Annotated in this window: 15 protein-coding genes; 7 read left to right on the top strand and 8 right to left on the bottom strand. The window is 62.1% G+C overall.

From position 1 onward, the window contains the following. A partial coding sequence (locus P8Y64_12175) for a hypothetical protein (GenBank protein ID MEJ2061221.1) occupies positions 1-1,151 on the bottom strand: 1,151 nt, incomplete at its 3' end. A 169-nt stretch (positions 1,152-1,320) separates the two neighbouring features. Here P8Y64_12175 and P8Y64_12180 point away from each other — a divergent pair. Continuing rightward, positions 1,321-2,277 carry a 2-hydroxyacid dehydrogenase gene (locus P8Y64_12180; protein ID MEJ2061222.1) on the top strand — a complete coding sequence of 319 codons (957 nt, stop codon included), beginning with the start codon at positions 1,321-1,323 and terminating at the stop codon, positions 2,275-2,277. A 429-nt stretch (positions 2,278-2,706) separates the two neighbouring features. Continuing rightward, on the top strand, positions 2,707-3,204 hold the full coding sequence (locus tag P8Y64_12185) for a hypothetical protein (protein MEJ2061223.1): 498 nt from the start codon (positions 2,707-2,709) through the stop codon (positions 3,202-3,204). A gap of 124 nt (positions 3,205-3,328) precedes the next feature. Here the strand turns inward: P8Y64_12185 and P8Y64_12190 are convergent, their stop codons facing one another. The 6 genes from P8Y64_12190 to P8Y64_12215 form a co-directional block, all read right to left on the bottom strand. Then, positions 3,329-6,532, bottom strand: coding sequence for an EAL domain-containing protein (locus tag P8Y64_12190; GenBank protein ID MEJ2061224.1), 3,204 nt, complete (start codon positions 6,530-6,532; stop codon positions 3,329-3,331). A gap of 297 nt (positions 6,533-6,829) precedes the next feature. Next, a complete protein-coding gene (gene ilvN, locus P8Y64_12195) occupies positions 6,830-7,135 on the bottom strand; it encodes an acetolactate synthase small subunit (GenBank protein MEJ2061225.1) in 306 nt (101 codons plus the stop codon). After that, a complete protein-coding gene (gene ilvB / locus P8Y64_12200) occupies positions 7,132-8,805 on the bottom strand; it encodes a biosynthetic-type acetolactate synthase large subunit (protein ID MEJ2061226.1) in 1,674 nt (557 codons plus the stop codon). Before ilvB ends, ilvN begins: the two co-directional genes overlap by 4 nt. Before the next feature lie 308 nt (positions 8,806-9,113). Beyond that, complete coding sequence (locus P8Y64_12205; GenBank protein ID MEJ2061227.1) at positions 9,114-10,514, bottom strand: MFS transporter; 1,401 nt, start codon at positions 10,512-10,514, stop codon at positions 9,114-9,116. Between the two features lie 142 nt (positions 10,515-10,656). Continuing rightward, the gene (locus tag P8Y64_12210; GenBank protein MEJ2061228.1) at positions 10,657-11,361 is read right to left on the bottom strand and encodes a YafY family protein; all 705 of its coding nucleotides are present in this window, start codon (positions 11,359-11,361) and stop codon (positions 10,657-10,659) included. 95 nt (positions 11,362-11,456) lie between these two features. Next, positions 11,457-12,104 carry a glutathione S-transferase family protein gene (locus tag P8Y64_12215; GenBank protein MEJ2061229.1) on the bottom strand — a complete coding sequence of 216 codons (648 nt, stop codon included), beginning with the start codon at positions 12,102-12,104 and terminating at the stop codon, positions 11,457-11,459. A 173-nt stretch (positions 12,105-12,277) separates the two neighbouring features. Between P8Y64_12215 and P8Y64_12220 the strand changes: the two genes are divergently transcribed. The 5 genes from P8Y64_12220 (at position 12,278) to P8Y64_12240 (ending at position 16,222) form a co-directional block, all read left to right on the top strand. Continuing rightward, positions 12,278-12,499 (top strand): hypothetical protein, encoded by a 222-nt coding sequence (locus P8Y64_12220; protein ID MEJ2061230.1) that lies wholly within the window; start codon positions 12,278-12,280, stop codon positions 12,497-12,499. A 65-nt stretch (positions 12,500-12,564) separates the two neighbouring features. After that, entirely contained in the window at positions 12,565-13,428 is an 864-nt protein-coding gene (locus P8Y64_12225; GenBank protein MEJ2061231.1) for an MFS transporter, read from the top strand. Between the two features lie 45 nt (positions 13,429-13,473). Beyond that, complete coding sequence (locus P8Y64_12230; GenBank protein ID MEJ2061232.1) at positions 13,474-14,010, top strand: THUMP domain-containing protein; 537 nt, start codon at positions 13,474-13,476, stop codon at positions 14,008-14,010. 123 nt (positions 14,011-14,133) lie between these two features. Beyond that, entirely contained in the window at positions 14,134-15,651 is a 1,518-nt protein-coding gene (locus tag P8Y64_12235; protein ID MEJ2061233.1) for a phospholipase, read from the top strand. 4 nt (positions 15,652-15,655) lie between these two features. Continuing rightward, on the top strand, positions 15,656-16,222 hold the full coding sequence (locus tag P8Y64_12240; protein ID MEJ2061234.1) for a DUF99 family protein: 567 nt from the start codon (positions 15,656-15,658) through the stop codon (positions 16,220-16,222). A gap of 11 nt (positions 16,223-16,233) precedes the next feature. Here P8Y64_12240 and P8Y64_12245 read toward each other — a convergent pair whose 3' ends face one another. Then, entirely contained in the window at positions 16,234-16,371 is a 138-nt protein-coding gene (locus P8Y64_12245; protein ID MEJ2061235.1) for a DUF429 domain-containing protein, read from the bottom strand. Positions 16,372-16,383 lie beyond the last annotated feature (12 nt).

A 16,383-nucleotide genomic window follows, 5' to 3' on the forward strand; every position in this document is an offset into this window, starting at 1 on the left:
TGCACATACTCGATGATCAGCGATGAGTGCTCGGACGCGCTGGAGAAGATCTGCTTGAGCCCTTCCTCTTCCGAGCCGATGACCTGAAGCAGGAATTCCTTGCCGTGCTGGCGTATGGAGTCGACGACGTAGTCGATGTTGGCCATGCCGTTGGTCTTGCCGTCCTTCACCGAGAAGGCGATGTGGTGCAGGCGCGGGCCGTAGTTGCGCACGAAGCTCTCCGTGGGCGAGGGCAGCTTCTCCAGGTGGTTGACGAAGTAGGGCGTGTTGTTGGCGGTGAATACCTTTGCCGGACTGCGGCTCTCCTGCTGGAAGTGGACGCTCTTGGTCACGTTGGTGGAGGAGTTCTGGTCCTTGATGTCGTAGGAACCCCAGTAGTAGTAGCTGGACAGGGACAGGTACTCCAGTATTGCCACCTCGCGGTTCTGGCTGTAGACGCGGGTGGCCAGGTGGTCGATGGGCTGTACCAGCTCGTCGATGCCGAGCCTGGCCTGCAGGGCCTTGGCCGATTCGCACACGGCATGCACGTCATCGCGGACGCTGCTGATGCCGAGCGCGTACACGCGCAGCTGGTCGAGCGGGCGTTCGAGATAGCCGATGATGTTATGCGTGTAGGGCGAGGGCTTGGAGATGGCGATGTTGCCGGGCAGCTCCAGCTTGCGGACCTCGTCCGAGGTGAAGAAGCGGAACTCGCGCTCGCTTTGCAGCCTCACCACGTCGTGCAGGTTGTTGACCCTCAGGATTTCGCCCATGTAGCGGCAGTTCGGCTTCCTGGCGCCAATGGGGTAGACCTCGTTCAGGCTGCGGAAGATGCCGCGTGTGTTGGGGTCTTTGACCTCGCGTACCAGGAAGTCGGGCGAGTCCATGTCGATGCGCAGGATGTGGGTCCAGTGCGATTCGCTCTCCAGCGTGACCAGGTATTGATACGGGGTCATCAGCGCCAGTTCGGCGATGTAGTCGATGGACTGGCCGGGATCGACGGTGAGCATCAGGGCGTCGATCTCGCCGATCAGCCCGCTGAGGCCGACGCGGTCACGCTCCTCCAGCAGCTTGGTCAGGTACTCCTCGAAGAAGGTGGAGTTCTGCTTGTCGCCGTTGCGCTGAAAGCCGGTGGAGCGGACCGGCTGGATCTGTGCTGCATTGTCGCTCATGACGGATCGCCTGCTGGGTCGGTGGTGTCCTTGGATATCCAAAAGTATAAGAGATGAGGCGCGGGCTGACCCAGCGTCTCGGTCGTCAACGCGGTACCGGATGCATTATGCTGCACCACCATGGTGCGACGGCTGTCGTGTCCACCGACATACCGACAACGAGGACAATATGAAAGGCGTGTTTCTGGACCTGGATACCATGGCGCCCGCCGACCTGGACCTGGCGGGGCTGGAGGGCGTATTGCCGGAGATGCGGTTCTACGACCGCACCGCGCCGGAAGAGGTCGCGGAACGCCTGCGGGGCGTGGAGGTCGCCGTGGTACAAAAGGTGGTGCTCACCGGGGACCTGCTGAAGCAGGCCGATGCGCTGCGCATGATCTGCGTGGCCGCCACCGGCACCAACAACGTGGACATAAAGGCTGCCGCCGAACTGGGTATTCCGGTCAGCAATGTCCGCGGTTATGCGTCGGACACCGTCTCCCAGCACGTGTTCGCGTTGATCCTCGCACTCGCCACCTCGCTGTGCGATTACCACGACGCGGTGCGCGGCGGCCGCTGGCAGCAAAGCGCGAACTTCTGTTTTCTGGATTACCCCATTCGCGAGCTGTCGGGCATGACGCTCGGCATCGTCGGTTACGGCAACCTGGGGCAGGCGGTGGCGCGCATCGCCGAGGCCTTCGGCATGCGGGTGCTGGTGTCGCAGCGTATCGGCGGCGAGCCGCAGCCCGGCCGCGTGTCGCTGGACGAACTGCTGGAGCGGTCGGACGTGGTGACGCTGCATTGTCCGCTGACCGAGCAGACTCGCAACCTCATCGGGCGCGAGCAACTGGCGCGCATGAAAAACGATGCGCTGCTGATCAACACCGCGCGCGGCGGGCTGGTGGACGAGGTGGCTTTGGTCGAGGCGCTGCACAACGGCGTGATCGGCGGCGCCGGGTTCGACGTGCTGACCACCGAGCCGCCGGTGAACGGCAACCCGCTGCTGGCCGATGACATTCCCAACCTGATCGTTACCCCGCACGTCGCCTGGGGCAGCCGCGAGGCGCGCCAGCGCGTCATCGACGAGTGCGTGCTGAACATCCGGGCGTTCCTGGCCGGCGAGGCGCGCAACCCAGTTCTGCCCTGACGAGCTGGTTTGTCATGGTTACGGCTGGCCATAATCACAAGCTACTGAAGTAATTTCTGTTAACTGCACGAGCAGTTAGTCAGGCCGCCTATGCTTGATGGTTGCTTATATAGGCATAATTGAGTTATTGACAGCTTGCGTCACGTCAACTAGCTTTTATTAACGGGTGTTCAAACGGCGCTGCATAGGTGCTAGGCACAAGGAGGTCGCCATTATTTGCGCTCGGTCACACAGTTGTTAACTCCCTTTGATATTTATTTTTTGGGCCTGCTTTCTATGGAGGGCAGGTGGTGCGAAATTCCGTGGTGTAATTTTTGTTTCGCTGTTTAAGGGTGTATGCGTTTTTTCTATTGCCTAAACGAGCACTTGGATTTTTCAGGTTGAGGTTATGAAGTAAATATTATTGATCAGGGAATAGGAGGTCATGGAATGAAAGCGATAATTCTTCTTGCGTTATCGATGTTTTTGATCATGGTTGGGGCAGAAGCATCTGATCAGAAATGGGTATCCTTGTATAACGTATATGTGCAATCTCTTAGACAGCCGCTTCATTTTGATGAGTTTGTGGCTAAGAATCATTCCGAATTTGACCAGGGATTTAACAAGTGTGCCAGCGCCTTATTTAACAAACTTTGGCCCGTGGCGGAAAAACAAATTGATATTTGTAATCAACACACTAACCCTGGTTGGAAGGCCCAATGTCTCCAGAATAACCCTGAGGCGACCGCAGCGCTCTGGGTTCAGAGTATGTACAGCCGCGTTAATAAAGGGACGGCGTGGTGCTCTACGGCATACGGTTATATACAGTGCTACACAGAGGTCCAATGTGTTCAAACGAGTGGCCCGGCGGCCTGTAATTCAGTGAAAGAATGGACATTGACGAATTTCGGTCCGGTTATCGCGCCATATTTCGCTTGTCCAAAATAATTTTGGAAAGTTTTTTTATGGTATGGCAGTTCGCTCTGTATGGCGCGGAGCGTTTTTCGCTGCTTTCAGGCTGTCCCAGCCAATCGAACATGAGGTAGTGGCCGCAAAGTTGCATGGTATTTTTCTAGCCGACCTTCCAGCCGTTGCCCACGGCGAGCCAATCGTCGATGTCCTTTTCGATCTGAGGCCTGCTGATGAAATAGCCCTGCGCGATGTCGCAGTGCATGTTGCGCAGCGCCGCCAGGGTGCCTTCGTCCTCCACGCCTTCGGCGACCACCATCAGATTGAGGTTGTGTGCCAGCGCGATGGTTGAGCGGACGATGATCGCGTCCTGCTCGTTGACGAGCATGTCCCTGACGAACACGCGGTCTATTTTCAGCGCATGTATGGGCAGGCGGCGCAGATAGGCCAGAGACGAATAGCCGGTGCCGAAATCGTCGATGGTCAGCTTGACGCCGAGTTCGGCGATGCGGCTGAGCAGCCTTGCGGCGCCTTCCGGGTCGTGCATCAGCGCGGTTTCGGTTATTTCCAGCTCCAGCCTGTCGGCGGAAGCACCTTCGAGCTGCAGCGCTTCCTTGATGATATCGATGCAGCGGTCATCGACCAGATTACGCGCGGAGAGGTTCACTGCCACCGAGAAGTCATAGCCCTGCCGTTTCCACTGCGCCTGCCGCTGTATCGCCAGTTGAATCACCTGCTCGGACAGGTGATGTATGACCTCGCTGACCTCGGCCATGGGCACGAACTTGTTGGGGTAAAGCAGACCCTGACGCGGGTGCTGCCAGCGTACCAGGGCCTCGAAGCCAGTGATCGTACTGCTGCCGAGGTCGACCTTGGGCTGGTAGTGAAGCGTGAGCTGCTGCTGGCGGATGGCCGTGCCGAGCTCGGTCATCAGCGCAAGTCGTTCCGGCGAATGCTTGTCGAGGGTGCGGTCGTAGAAGGAATAACCGCTGCCCTTGCTTTTGGCTTCGTACATGGCCACGTCCGCGGAGCGCAGCAGTGCATGGCTGTCGCTGCCGTTTTCGGGGTAGATGGCGATACCGATGCTGGCATCCAGCTCCAGCAGCATGTCGTCGATCCGGAAGGGCTGACGCAGGGCGGTGAGCAGGGTCTGGGCGATGGTGGCGAGCTTGAGTGGATCTACGGTGCCAGCGAGCAGCACGGTGAATTCGTCGCCCCCGAGACGGCATAAAAGAATGTCCTGGTCGGTGATGGTGGACTGCAGCCGCGGGCCGATCTGCTTGAGCAGTGAATCTCCCACGTGGTGGCCCAGGGTGTCGTTGATTTCCTTGAAACGGTCCAGGTCGAGCAGGAAAAGCGCGCCGGTGTTGTCGTCCTGCCGGAGGAGTTCGTCGAACAGGTTGTGCAGTACGGCACGGTTCGGAAGCCGGGTCAGCGAGTCGTGATGGGCGAGGTACTCCAGTTCGTTCACGTGCTGCGTGTTGGCAAGGGAGAGCGAAACCGTCCTGCCGATGGCTTCGAGCGTCTCGCGTTCGATGTCGCTGAAATCCCGCTGGCCACGGTAAATCAGGTTGATGGTGCCGAGCGGCTTGCCGCTATAAATCAACGGTATGATGACGCCGGATTCGAAGCCGCTCTCGATGAGCGCGGATTTCACTACCGGCTCGAGCCGCTGATCCCGGGCGAAGTCGGTACTGACCAGTAGGCGGCCTTCGGTGAGCGCTGTGCCGGCGAGACTGCCGGAGATGGGCAGTGTGGCGCCGGTCTGCGCCAGATCGTGCCCGAAATGCTGGCTGGCGGCGAGGCGCAGTGTCTGTTTGTCGTTGTCCACCAGATAGAACGCAACGTGCGGCGTACTGCTCATCCCCAGCAGGGCGTTCAGGGTTTCATCCACGATGGACTGAACGGCCGTACAACTGTGCAGGCGCGACGAAAGCTCGTTGATCAGACGCAGGCTTTCGTTGCGGTCGAGCAGGGCCTGGCGTGACTGGGTAAGCTGAATGTCGGTCTGTTTGCGCTCGCTGATGTCGCGGACGGTAGCGAGCAGTTGAGGCTCGCCGTTGATTTCGATCACGTTGAGCGTGACTTCAGCATCGAAGGGCGTGCCGTCGTGGCGGATGTGCTGCCATTCGAAGAACTGGGTTTCGCCTTTGAATGCCGCTTCGATCTTCTCCAGGGCCTTGTCGCGCGAAAGTCGACCGTCCGGCTGGTATTCCGGGGAATAGCGGTAGGGCGTTTCGTGGATGATTTGTTCGCGTGTACACCCGAACATCTGCAGCGTCGCTGTGTTGCAGTCGGTAAAGCGGTCGGACTGCATCAAAAAAATGCTGTCGCCGGCGCGTTCGAACAGGGCGCGGTAGCGCGCTTCCTCCTCCTGCAGCGCGCGCTTGGCCTGGAAGCGCTCGGTGATGTCGGATGCGATGCTCAGAAAGCCGTTGATGTTGCCGTCTTTACCTCTCAGCGCTGACACGGACAGCAGAACCGGGAAGCGCGTGCCGTCCTTGCGGATAAGCGTCCATTCCCGCTCCTCGGGAATGCCGCGCCGTGCCTTGGCGACCAGTGCTTCGATCCCCGGCTCGATGTGTTCGCCAAGCTCGGCGGACAACTCGTCGGCGCGGATATGTATCTCTTCGGGATCGTGGAAAATTGCCGGGTTTTGTTTGCCGATCAGTTCTTCCGGCGCATAGCCGAACATTCGCAAGGCCGCTTTGTTGACGGACCGTATGACGCCGTCCACGTCCGTCGAGACGATGCTGTAATACGCCCCGTCGAAGATGGCCTGCTGCAGCGAACTCAAATCCCTGTAATAGGCCTCGTTGCGTCGGGTGTCCTCGTAAATCAGGCGCTGCATGAGCAGGTCGGCGACCGAAATGGCAAAACGCGTTTCCCGTTCGTTCCACTGGCGTGGTGCGCCGACATGCTCGACGCTGAGCACGCCGACGACTTTGCCGGCCTTGCGCAGCGTGGCATCCAGGATCGCACCGACGCCCGTCGGTTTCAGGTAAGGTTCGGCAAGCTCGCGGGTGCGTTTGTCATGCCAGGCGTCTGCGGCGGCGATGACGCGCCCGGTGTTCAGGGCGTGGAAATACACCGGACAGTCGCGGCACAGCAGGGGCGGGCTCTGGTCGGGAGAGGGATCCTCGGCGTCGAAGAGGTCGAGCAGATACAGCGAGGTGCGGTCTTCGTTCAGCAGCCAGACGCTGACCCTGCGTGCCCCCAGGGTCCGGGAAATGGAGCGGATGATGTGTGGGATCGCTTGGTCCAGCGGGTATTCCCAAAGCGACCATGCCTGTGCGAGTTGTAAATAGGCCTTGTTGAGACTGGGTCCCGAGGCGGACGACGTATGCTGCTCGCGTTCTGCACTCATCTAAAGAACATACCCGGTTGGCTGTATGTCCAAGGTGCCTGCCGCGTCCATGCATGCAATCGGTCACCCGCTGTAGGTATTGCCAAGTCGGGTGGGCGTGGGATACGTCACGGTTTCGGGCAGCCCGGGCCCGGAGCGTTTCCCCGAAAATAAATAGCCCGACGGCTTTACATGATTTTGAGTATAGCAGCGGTCGCTGCCCGAATGGCCAGGGTGTCCGGCCATTTAACGGGACAAGGGGCGCCGAATATCCGACAGTTTCCGCCGGACCCGGTGGTTGGGTGTGTCTGCGCAGCATCAGTGATTGAAAAACCGCTCCAGCTGTTCGAACGCTTGGTGGTCGGCGCTGTGGCGCCGGATATCCAGCACGTCCACCAGTTTCTGCGTCTGCCGGATCACCTGCTCCAGGCGCATGTCCTCGTCGACCAGCAGCCAGATGCGGCTGTAGGGCGTGTTCTCCACCGGCATGCACAGAATGCCTTCCACATTGTAGGCGCGGCGCGCGAACAGGCCGCAGACGTGCGACATGACGCCGGGGTGGTTTCTCACCTTGAGCTCCAGCACGGATTTGGTGCCGTTCATTTTGGTTGGCTGGGTGTTCATGCCGTCTCCTCCGTAATCATTTCGCGGTTCGCCGCGCCCGGCGGCACCATGGGCAGGACCATTTCCTCCGCCGCAATCGGCACGTTGATCACGCAGGGGCCTTCCTCGCGCAACGCCCGGCTCAGCGTTGCATGCGGGTCTTCGGCCTTGCCCAGGTCGTAGCCCGACGCGCCCATGGCTGCGGCCAGGGCGGCGAAGTCCACGCCGCGGCGGTTGTTGACGGCGGCGAATCGCGCGCCATAGAACAATGCCTGCTGCTGGCGCACCAGGCCGAGATGGTTGTTGTTCATGATCACGATCTTGACGTTGAGCCCGTGCTCGACGGCCGTATCCAGTTCCTGGATGTTCATCATCAGGCTGCCATCGCCGCTGATGCACACGGTCGGGCGTTCCGGCTGCGCCAGCGCCGCACCGATGGCGGCGGGCAGACCGAAGCCCATGGTGCCCAGGCCGCCGGAGCTGATCCATTGCCGTGGGCGCTGCATGGGAAAGGCCTGAGCCGTCCACATCTGGTGCTGGCCCACGTCGGTCACCACGTTGACGTCCTCGCCCGCGAAGCTCTCTGCGATGTGGGACAGCAGGCCGTAGGGACGGAACACGTCTTCGCTGCCGGGCAGCGCCAGCGGGTGGTTGGTCTGCAGGGCGGCAACCCGTTGCCGCCACAGGGGACGTGACACGGGCTCAATTTCCAGCAGCAGGCGGCGTATGGTTTCGCCGACGTCCGCGCGGATGGCGAGCGAGGGCGTCTTGATCTTGCCCAGTTCGCTGGCGTCGATGTCGATATGGACGATGGCTGCCTGCGGGCAGAATTCATTCGCCTTGCCTGTGGCGCGGTCATCGAAGCGCACGCCGGCGCCGATCAGCAGGTCACATTCCTCCAGCACCATGTTGGTGTACGGCGCGCCGTGCATGCCCAGCATGCCGAGAAACAGCGGATGGTCGGCGGGCATCGCGCCGAGGCCCATGAACGAGGCCACCGTGGGCAGGTCCATGCGCTCGGCGAACGTCACGATCTCCCGACTGCAGCCGGCATGGATGATGCCGCCGCCCACCATCAGCACGGGGCGTTTGGCGTTGCGCAGCATGCCCTGCAGGCGCTGCAGGTCGTCGGCGTCCGGGGCTGTCGGCGCTGCCGGTCGCACCGGCTCCGGCCAGGCGTCGATGTCGAGTGTGTGCTGCTGGATGTCCTTGGGCACGTCGATCGCCACCGGGCCGGGCCTGCCCGAGGTGGCGAGCCGGAAGGCTTCCGGGATCACCTCCAGCAGTTCCTCGACCGAGCGTACCAGCCAGTTGTGTTTGGTGATGGGCAGCATCAGGCCAAAGGTGTCGGTTTCCTGAAAGGCGTCGGTGCCGATCATGCCGGTGGAAACCTGGCCGGTGATGGCGATCAGGGGGATGGAGTCCATGTAGGCATCGGCCACCGCGGTGACGAGATTGGTGGCGCCGGGCCCGGAGCTGGCCAGGCACACGGCGGGTTGGCCGGTGGTGCGCGCCATGCCCTGGGCGATGAAGCCCGCGCCCTGTTCGTGGCGGGTCAGGATGTGGCGGATGGGGCTCTCGGCCAGTGCATCGTACAGGGGCAGGTTGGCGCCGCCGGGGATGCCGGCCACCATGGTGATGCCCTGTCGTTCGAGCAGTTTGACGATGATTTGCGCGCCTGTGTATTTCATGACGGCAAGCCTCGCGCCTGGTTTTGGTTGCTGGATTTCATGGTTGTTTTCCTTTTTCGGGGGNNNNATAAAAAAATCCCCCTTCGGCTTGCGCCGAAGGGGGTTCTGAACTTGCTAAGGACAATAACCCGCTACGGCGACAAGCCAACGGCCACCAGTACGACCACTACTACGGATACGACCATAGCGAAGCGGGTTTGGACGGGTTGTGCCGTTGCGGGTTTCATCTCTCGTTGAATACGTATCTGTGTGTCAGCAGATGATTTGAAGCTAGCAAAAGGCGCGATGGACGTCAACGCCGGCCTGCCTCAGACGGCCGGTGCATGGCCTGGATGAATGCTGCGCCAAGCCAGGGCGGCAGTGGTGAGCTGGAAGCCGCCCCCGCAAAGCAGGGCGAGATACAGCCCCTCCGTCCCGTCGTGTGCCAGGGTGTAGACCGTACCCAGCGCCGCGACGCCGAGCGTGGCCCCAACCATGCGGGCGACGTTGATCAGTGCGGCGGCGCTTCCCGAGCGGGCGGCCGTGACCGAGCCGACCGCCACGCCCATCAATGGGCCGGTGGCCAGACCCATGCCGATGCCGGTAAGGATGAGCCCGGCTTCGGCGGCGCCGAGGGAACGGGTATGTGCGGTCAGGCCGATCAGTAACAGGCCGCTGCCGATGACGGCTACGCCGCCGGCCGTCATGAAGCGTGTACCGAATGCAGACTCCAGCGCGCCCGAGAATGTGGAGACCAGCACATATACGAGTGCCATCGGCATGAGTGCGAGGCCTGCGCCTGCCGGACCCAGCGCGCCTTCGCTTTGCCACATCAACGGCAGCAAAAACACCGTTCCGTACATGCCGAAGGTCATGCCGGCGGTGGCCATCATGGCGCCGCGGAAAGGTCGGATGCGGAACATGTCGGGCGGAATTAATGCGCCACTGCCGCGTTTTTGTTCGACCTTGAGAAACAGGATCAGCGCCAGCAGGGCGCAAGCGAAGGCCGCGGCGGCGATGGTGTGAAAACGCTGCGACTCGATGGCGGCGACGACGAGGCTGCCGAGGGTCAATGCCCCCAGCACCTGTCCGGTGGCATCGAAATGGCGGTCCTTGCGGTCGGACGATTCCGGTATGTAGCGCGGCGCCATGAACAGCGCCGCGAGCCCGAGTGGAACAACCATCAGGAAAATGCTGCGCCACCCGAATTCGTCGATCAGCAGGCCGCCGAGCGTCGGGCCGACGGCAAACGCCGCGCCGTTACAGGCCGCCCAGATGCCCAGGGCCTTGCCGCGTTCTTTCGGGTCGGGCCAGATGACGCGGATAATCGCCAGCGATGCCGGCAACAGCAAAGCCGCGCCGATGCCTGAGATCGCCCGGGCGCCGACGAGAATGCGAATATCGGGGGAAAACGCGCATAACAGGGATGCGAGAGTAAAAACGGCCGCGCCGGTCATGAAGACGCGCCGCCGACCGTACAGGTCGGCCAGCAATCCGCCCGTGAGCAAGAGGATGGCGTAGAACAGGTTGTAGCTGTCCACGACCCATTGCAAGGAACCGACGCCGGCCTTGAAGTAAGCGCCGATCGGATGAACCGCCAGATTGACGACCGAGGTATCGACCTGGGCGATCAGGACGGCGGTGCAGAGCGTGGCCAGCGCCAGCCGCTGCAATTTGCGCCGGTCTCGTTGGACGGCAGCGCCGGCTGCAGTGGAGGCGTTGTCGTGCATATGGGGCTGCTCCTGTCGGTTTCCTGTCCATAAGGCGGGCCGCGCCGGAAAGTAACGACCGGGGAGCCGACAGTCTGCCGGTGGCGTGCTGACAGCGTATTGTCAGTAGGCGGATGAGATGCGCCGGGTTCGCCTCACCAGGCTATGAGCGGAAGTTACCGTTGGACTTGGCACGCACGGCGCTCATGTAGGCATCCAGGCCGCGTTCGGCCGTGTCTTCAAAGACATCGCCCGTGGCCGTGAATTCGATCAGGCGGTCGATGCGGAAATTGCGGAAGTCCTCGCGGAGTTTGCACCAGGCGCCGACGGTCCAGGCACCGCCCCAGAAGGCGAGGCACAGTGGCTCGACCTCGCGCCGGCTTTCACGGCCCGATTCGTCGCGATAGTCGATGTGCAGCACCTGGCGTGCGTTGATCGCCTCATGGAGGCGATCGACCAGTCCGGAGGTGGCTTCGTACCACATCGTCGGTGGGGCGAAGACGCGGGTCTGGCTGGCGTGCTGCCGCAGCTCCGGGGGCAGCACGGCGTCGATCTTGAGCATCGCGGACTGCGCCCCCGCCGCCAGGCGTCCGCCGGCGAAGGCACGCACGAACCGGGCGCCGACGGACAGCGCTTCGATTTCTTCCGCGGTGAACATGAGCGGCGGTATGTCCGAGCCCTTGCGCAGTACGTAGCCGATGCCGGCCTCGCCTTCGATGGGGACGCCCGACAACTGCAGGTCGGCGACGTCGCGATAAATCGTACGCAGCGAAACGTCCAGCGTTTCCGCAAGTTGCCTGGCCGTCATGGCCGTGCGGCGACCACGCAGGGCATGGATGATCAAAAACAGTCGGTCGGCGCGACGCATGCCCGCATCATCCCTGAAAAATATTCACGCTGCGAGTACGGGCACGGCCCGGTTGTAACTGAAACCGTACCGGGCCGTGTTTTTAGACGGTTATCTCAAACGGCTACCCCCGCTTCCTGCGCGGCGGCAAGCTCGGCGTCGGCCGTGTAGGCGCGTTGCACCGCGGGGCGCTCCAGGAATCGGTCGACGTAGGCATTGATCGCGGGGTGCTCCGGGATCAGTTCGAATTTGGTGGTCCAGTTGAGCGACGTACCCCACAGCACGTCGGCCGAACTGAAGCGCTCGCCCAGCATCCAGGGGCCTTCCTGTTCGAGGTGGTCCGTGAGCACCTTGAACATGGTGTCGAAGTCACCGTAGGGCGAGGTGGAGTACGGTGCGGGTTCGTTTTTCAGGTAGCGATCCATGACGGCCGGTTCGAAGCAGGATCCGTAATACGCCAGCCAGCGCAGGTAAGGGCCGCGCAGCGGATCGCCGATGGCGGGCGCGAGCCCGGCCTCCGGGAACCTGTCCGGCAGATAGATGTGGATGGCCACGCGTTCGGTGATGACGGCGTCGCCGTCTTTCAGCGCGGGCACCTTGCCCATGGGGTTGACGGCGAGATATGCAGGCTCGTATTCGGTGTTGGCCTTCAGGTTGATCACGTGCAATTGGTAAGGCACACCCAGCTCCTCGAGCAGTACACGCGTACTACCGGAGCGAGTGTGGGGGGCGTGGTAGAAGGTCAGTTCTGATTGGTTGTTCATGGCGTTTACGACTCCTGTTGGTGGCAGATACGGGTCCTGATCAAGAGAGATGAACCGCCGTGGGAGGTTGATCCGCGTTGCCCGTGTATTCGATACTGGCACGGTCTCAATCGGGCATTTCCTGCGGCCGCTATCGGCCGGCGCTGACGTCCATTCGCCTGTGCGGACCTGCGATGCTGAAGACTGTCATTTCCATCAATTCGTTGCTGCTCGCGGTGGCGATCCTGCTGGTCGGCTCCGGCCTGCTCGGCACGACCATCGCGCTGCGCACGGGGCTGGAGGGTTATTCCAAGAGCCTGGCCGGTTTCATCATGTCGGGGTTCTTTCTCGGCTATTTCATCGGTGCCTATGTCTGTCCGCGCATCGTGCAGGGCGTCGGACATATCCGTACCTGATCATCGAAAGCTGGCGGAACGGTCTGTCGCATCAGACTCTGCGCGGACGGGTAATCGCGGTGTACATGACCATCAACCTGCTTGCGCTGGCCGTGGGGCAGTATCTGAGTCTGGTCTACGGTGTGGCGGGCGTCGCGCCGTTTGCTCTGGTCGCGATCTTTTTCGCGCTCGCCCTGGTGCCGGTCGCGCTGACCCGCATGCAGGCGCCGGCGCATGTGGCGGTGCCTGAACTCGGGCTCAGGCGTTTGTACGGCATCTCGCCGCTGGGTGCGACGGGTGCCTTGGTTACCGGGCTCACCAACGGCGCCTTCTGGGGCCTGGGGCCGCTGTTTGCGAGCAGTATCGGCCTGCATGCGAGCGGGGTCGCGTTTTTCATGAGTGGTGTGATTCTCGGCGGTGCATTGTTGCAATGGCCTATCGGGCACTACTCGGACCGTTACGACCGGCGGCGGGTGCTGGCGGGGGTTTCCCTGGCAGGTGCCGTGGCTGCGGCGGCGGCATTCGTGCTGGCCGGCACAAGTCTGGCGGGGTTGCTTGTGGCGGCCATCGTCTACGGCGGATTTTCGTTTTCGGTGTATTCGCTCAGTGTGGCGCACACCAACGACCATCTGGATCCGGGCGAGATTCTGGGCGCCACGCGCGGACTGCTGATGCTGAGCGGCATCGGTTCGACCGTCGGTCCGCTGCTGGCGGGTCTGATCATGGATCTTTCCACACCGCGTATCCTGATGGCCTATATGGCGCTGATGCTGATGGTGCTGGCCGGCTTCGCCGCATTGCGCATGCGGGTTTCGGCGCCGATCCCGCTTGCGGAGCAGGCCGAATTCGTGCCGCTGGCGCGCACCTCTCCGGAGATGCTCGAACTCGATCCGCGCGCAGAGGTGGAGGGCGAGCCATCGCCCGAACCGGCGGCGGAAGAAGGAAGTTAAATCCTGTAGTGGGGCTCGTGCCGAACGGGTACGGGGAGGGGAGCGATGAACGGCTGGAATGTGGTGGTCAGTACGATCGCCGGCCATTATCAGAAGGCCGGCCGCTTGCTGTGGCCTTACGGTCCGGTGCATCGGACCGATTACTTCAATGTCCTCACCCTGCGCGTCGATGACGTGACGCAGTTCCTCGAACAGTTTCGGGAGGACTTCGTGAAGAAACCTTCCATCGCCGATTGCTTCGGCCGGGTGATGCCTGTCACGGTCCGTTTCGCGTTTCAGTCGCCGCAGGAATTCGAGACATCTGCGTGCGAGGCGGCGGTGCCCTGGCTGACGCAGCTGGCCGGCCGGCGTTTTCATGTGCGCATGCACCGGCGCGGCTTCAAGGGTCGGCTTTCGAGCCAGCACGAGGAGCAATTCCTGGATCACGAAATCATCGAACGCACGGGGCCTGAGGCGCCCGCCACGGTCGACTTCGATGATCCCGATTTCATCATCGCGGTCGAGACGCTGGGACGGGAAGCCGGATTGTCGTTATGGGACCGCGCAGCCCGCGCGCGCTATCCCTTTCTCAAGCTCGACTGAGCGTTGCGCTGTTCGACCTGAGGTGTCAAACGAACATAGTGTCTACACTTTAGCCGTAACAATATGCGTTTGGTGAAGCGGCCGGTGCTTCGGCACGGATACGATGACAAGGAGGACGTAACAATGGCGAAGGAACAAGACCGGTTGGTGGTGCTCGTCCACGGATGGAGCGTCCACAACACGAACACCTACGGCAAGCTCGCCGACCGCCTGGAGGCGGAGGCGCGCAGAGACCTGGGCCTCAGGATAGACGTACGCCACATCTGGCTGAGCGAGTACGTCAGTTTTCGCGACGAGGTACGCCTGGAGGATGTGTCACGGGCCTTCGATGCCGCCGTGCATCGCGAGCTGGGCCCGTTGCTCGACAAAGGGCGGCGCTTCGTCTGTATCACTCATTCCACCGGCGGGCCGGTAGTGCGTGACTGGTGGAACCGCTATTACGTGCAGCGGCCCCGTTCCGGCGCCTGCCCCATGAGTCATCTGATCATGCTGGCGCCCGCGAATTTCGGCTCCGCGCTCGCGCAGCTCGGCAAGAGCCGGATCGGGCGCCTGAAGTCCTGGTTCGAGGGCGTGGAGCCGGGTGAGCGCATCCTCGATTGGCTGGAACTGGGCTCGCCCGAATCCTGGACGCTCAATACCGGCTGGTTCGACTATCCGGAAAAACCCGGTGGACGAAATCCCGTCTTTCCGTTCGTGCTGACCGGCCAGAGCATCGACCATTCCCTGTACGATCACCTCAATTCCTATACCGGCGAGCTGGGGTCCGACGGCGTGGTGCGCGTCGCTGCGGCGAACCTGAACGCGACCTATGTGCATATGACGCAGGAGAATCCCAAGCCCGTCACCGAAGGCGATGCTCCGAAGTACGAGGCGAAGGCGTTGCGTATCAGGGAGGTGCGTCGTTCACCACGCACGGCCTTCGCTTTGATCGAGGGCCGCGCCCATTCCGGCAGGACCATGGGGATCATGCGCAGTATCCGCGCGGGCGAGCAGCACGATCCTGCCGTGGACGCGATTCTCGCCTGCCTGCACGTGGAAAACGCCGCCGATTATGCGGCGCTGTGCGATGACTTCGAGAAGCTGACCGCGGAGGTTCAGCGGCGCGAACTGCTGGAAAAGGAGATCCGCCTGCTGTTGCCGGATCATCATTTCATCCACGATCCGCACGCCATGGTGATATTCCGGATTCAGGACGACGCCGGATATCCGGTGGGTGATTTCGATCTCGAGCTTACCGCCGGACCGCAGGACAGTCCCAATCATCTGCCGAAGGGATTCTTTGGCGACCGCCAGAAGAACCGGCGTCATCAGGGCACGCTCACCTATTTTTTTAACCACGCCGTCATGACGGGCGCGGAGGCGGTGACGGGCGATGACGGCAAGGTTTACCGGCCGGCCCTGCCCGGCGCGAAAAGCCTGGGGTTCGGCATCACCCCTTACCTGAACGAAGACCTGGTGCATTACCTGCCGGCGAAACTCAAGGCGACCGCCAGGCAGTTGGAACAATTCCTCAAGCCGCATGAGACCACCCTGGTGGACATCACGCTGCGTCGCGTGGTCCGCGAGCGCGTGTTCCGGTTGACGACCGATCGTGGAGCAAAGGATTTTCGCCGGGGCCCTGCCGGGCCGATGGTGCCGTAACCGCGTGCCCGGACGTGCCTCACATGTCGTCGGTTTCGACGACGCGCCTTTCGCACGCAGCCACCGCGGCGACGTGCTGGTGGTGGGCGCGGTGTTCGCGGGTAAACGTCTGGATGGTGTGCTCTCGACCCGGGTGCGGCGCGACGGCGCCAATGCCACGCAGCGGCTGATCGATTGCCTCAGGCGCAGCAAGTATTACGCGCAGTTGCATGCTGTCCTGCTGCAGGGCATTGCCTTTGCCGGATTCAATGTGGTCGACCTTGAAGCGCTGCATAGAGCCATCGGCCTGCCCGTGCTGGTGGTGGCGCGCAAAAAGCCTGATCTCGCGGCCATCCGCCGGGCGCTGCTGGAAAAGGTGCCGGGCGGTGCGCGCAAGTGGCGCCTGATCGAACAGGCGGGACCTATGGAACCGCTGGCCGGTGTGTACGTGCAGCGCTGCGGTATCACATTGAAGCAGGCCGAGCGGCTGCTTATCGGATTGCAGCACAATGGTCAGCTGCCGGAACCGCTGCGCGTCGCGCACATGATCGCCGGAGGTGTGACCACTGGCGAGAGCCGCCATCGGGCCTAGGTGGCGTTTTTTCAATACCAGATTTCCATGCGCAGCCCGTGTGCATCGATGGGCGGTGCGTTATCGGGCAATCGTTGCGCTTTTCCCAAATGAACGCGGCGCGCGGTGAGCGCCAGTGCGCAGGCATCGAGTATGTCGTCGTATGCCAGCCGGCGCGCACC

This window comes from Gammaproteobacteria bacterium, assembly GCA_037388465.1.
In the GTDB taxonomy this organism is placed as follows: Bacteria; Pseudomonadota; Gammaproteobacteria; order SpSt-1174; family SpSt-1174; genus JARRKE01.

Excerpts from the sequence above, each read along its gene's own strand:
- P8Y64_12205 (MEJ2061227.1), bottom strand. The coding sequence starts at position 10,514 with ATGCACGACAACGCCTCCACTGCAGCCGGCGCTGCCGTCCAACGAGAC.
- P8Y64_12185 (MEJ2061223.1), top strand. The coding sequence starts at position 2,707 with ATGAAAGCGATAATTCTTCTTGCGTTATCGATGTTTTTGATCATGGTT.
- P8Y64_12180 (MEJ2061222.1), top strand. The coding sequence starts at position 1,321 with ATGAAAGGCGTGTTTCTGGACCTGGATACCATGGCGCCCGCCGACCTG.
- P8Y64_12210 (MEJ2061228.1), bottom strand. The coding sequence starts at position 11,361 with ATGCGTCGCGCCGACCGACTGTTTTTGATCATCCATGCCCTGCGTGGT.
- P8Y64_12230 (MEJ2061232.1), top strand. The coding sequence starts at position 13,474 with ATGAACGGCTGGAATGTGGTGGTCAGTACGATCGCCGGCCATTATCAG.
- P8Y64_12220 (MEJ2061230.1), top strand. The coding sequence starts at position 12,278 with ATGCTGAAGACTGTCATTTCCATCAATTCGTTGCTGCTCGCGGTGGCG.
- P8Y64_12190 (MEJ2061224.1), bottom strand. The coding sequence starts at position 6,532 with ATGAGTGCAGAACGCGAGCAGCATACGTCGTCCGCCTCGGGACCCAGT.
- ilvN (MEJ2061225.1), bottom strand. The coding sequence starts at position 7,135 with ATGAACACCCAGCCAACCAAAATGAACGGCACCAAATCCGTGCTGGAG.
- P8Y64_12215 (MEJ2061229.1), bottom strand. The coding sequence starts at position 12,104 with ATGAACAACCAATCAGAACTGACCTTCTACCACGCCCCCCACACTCGC.
- P8Y64_12225 (MEJ2061231.1), top strand. The coding sequence starts at position 12,565 with ATGACCATCAACCTGCTTGCGCTGGCCGTGGGGCAGTATCTGAGTCTG.
- ilvB (MEJ2061226.1), bottom strand. The coding sequence starts at position 8,805 with ATGAAATACACAGGCGCGCAAATCATCGTCAAACTGCTCGAACGACAG.
- P8Y64_12235 (MEJ2061233.1), top strand. The coding sequence starts at position 14,134 with ATGGCGAAGGAACAAGACCGGTTGGTGGTGCTCGTCCACGGATGGAGC.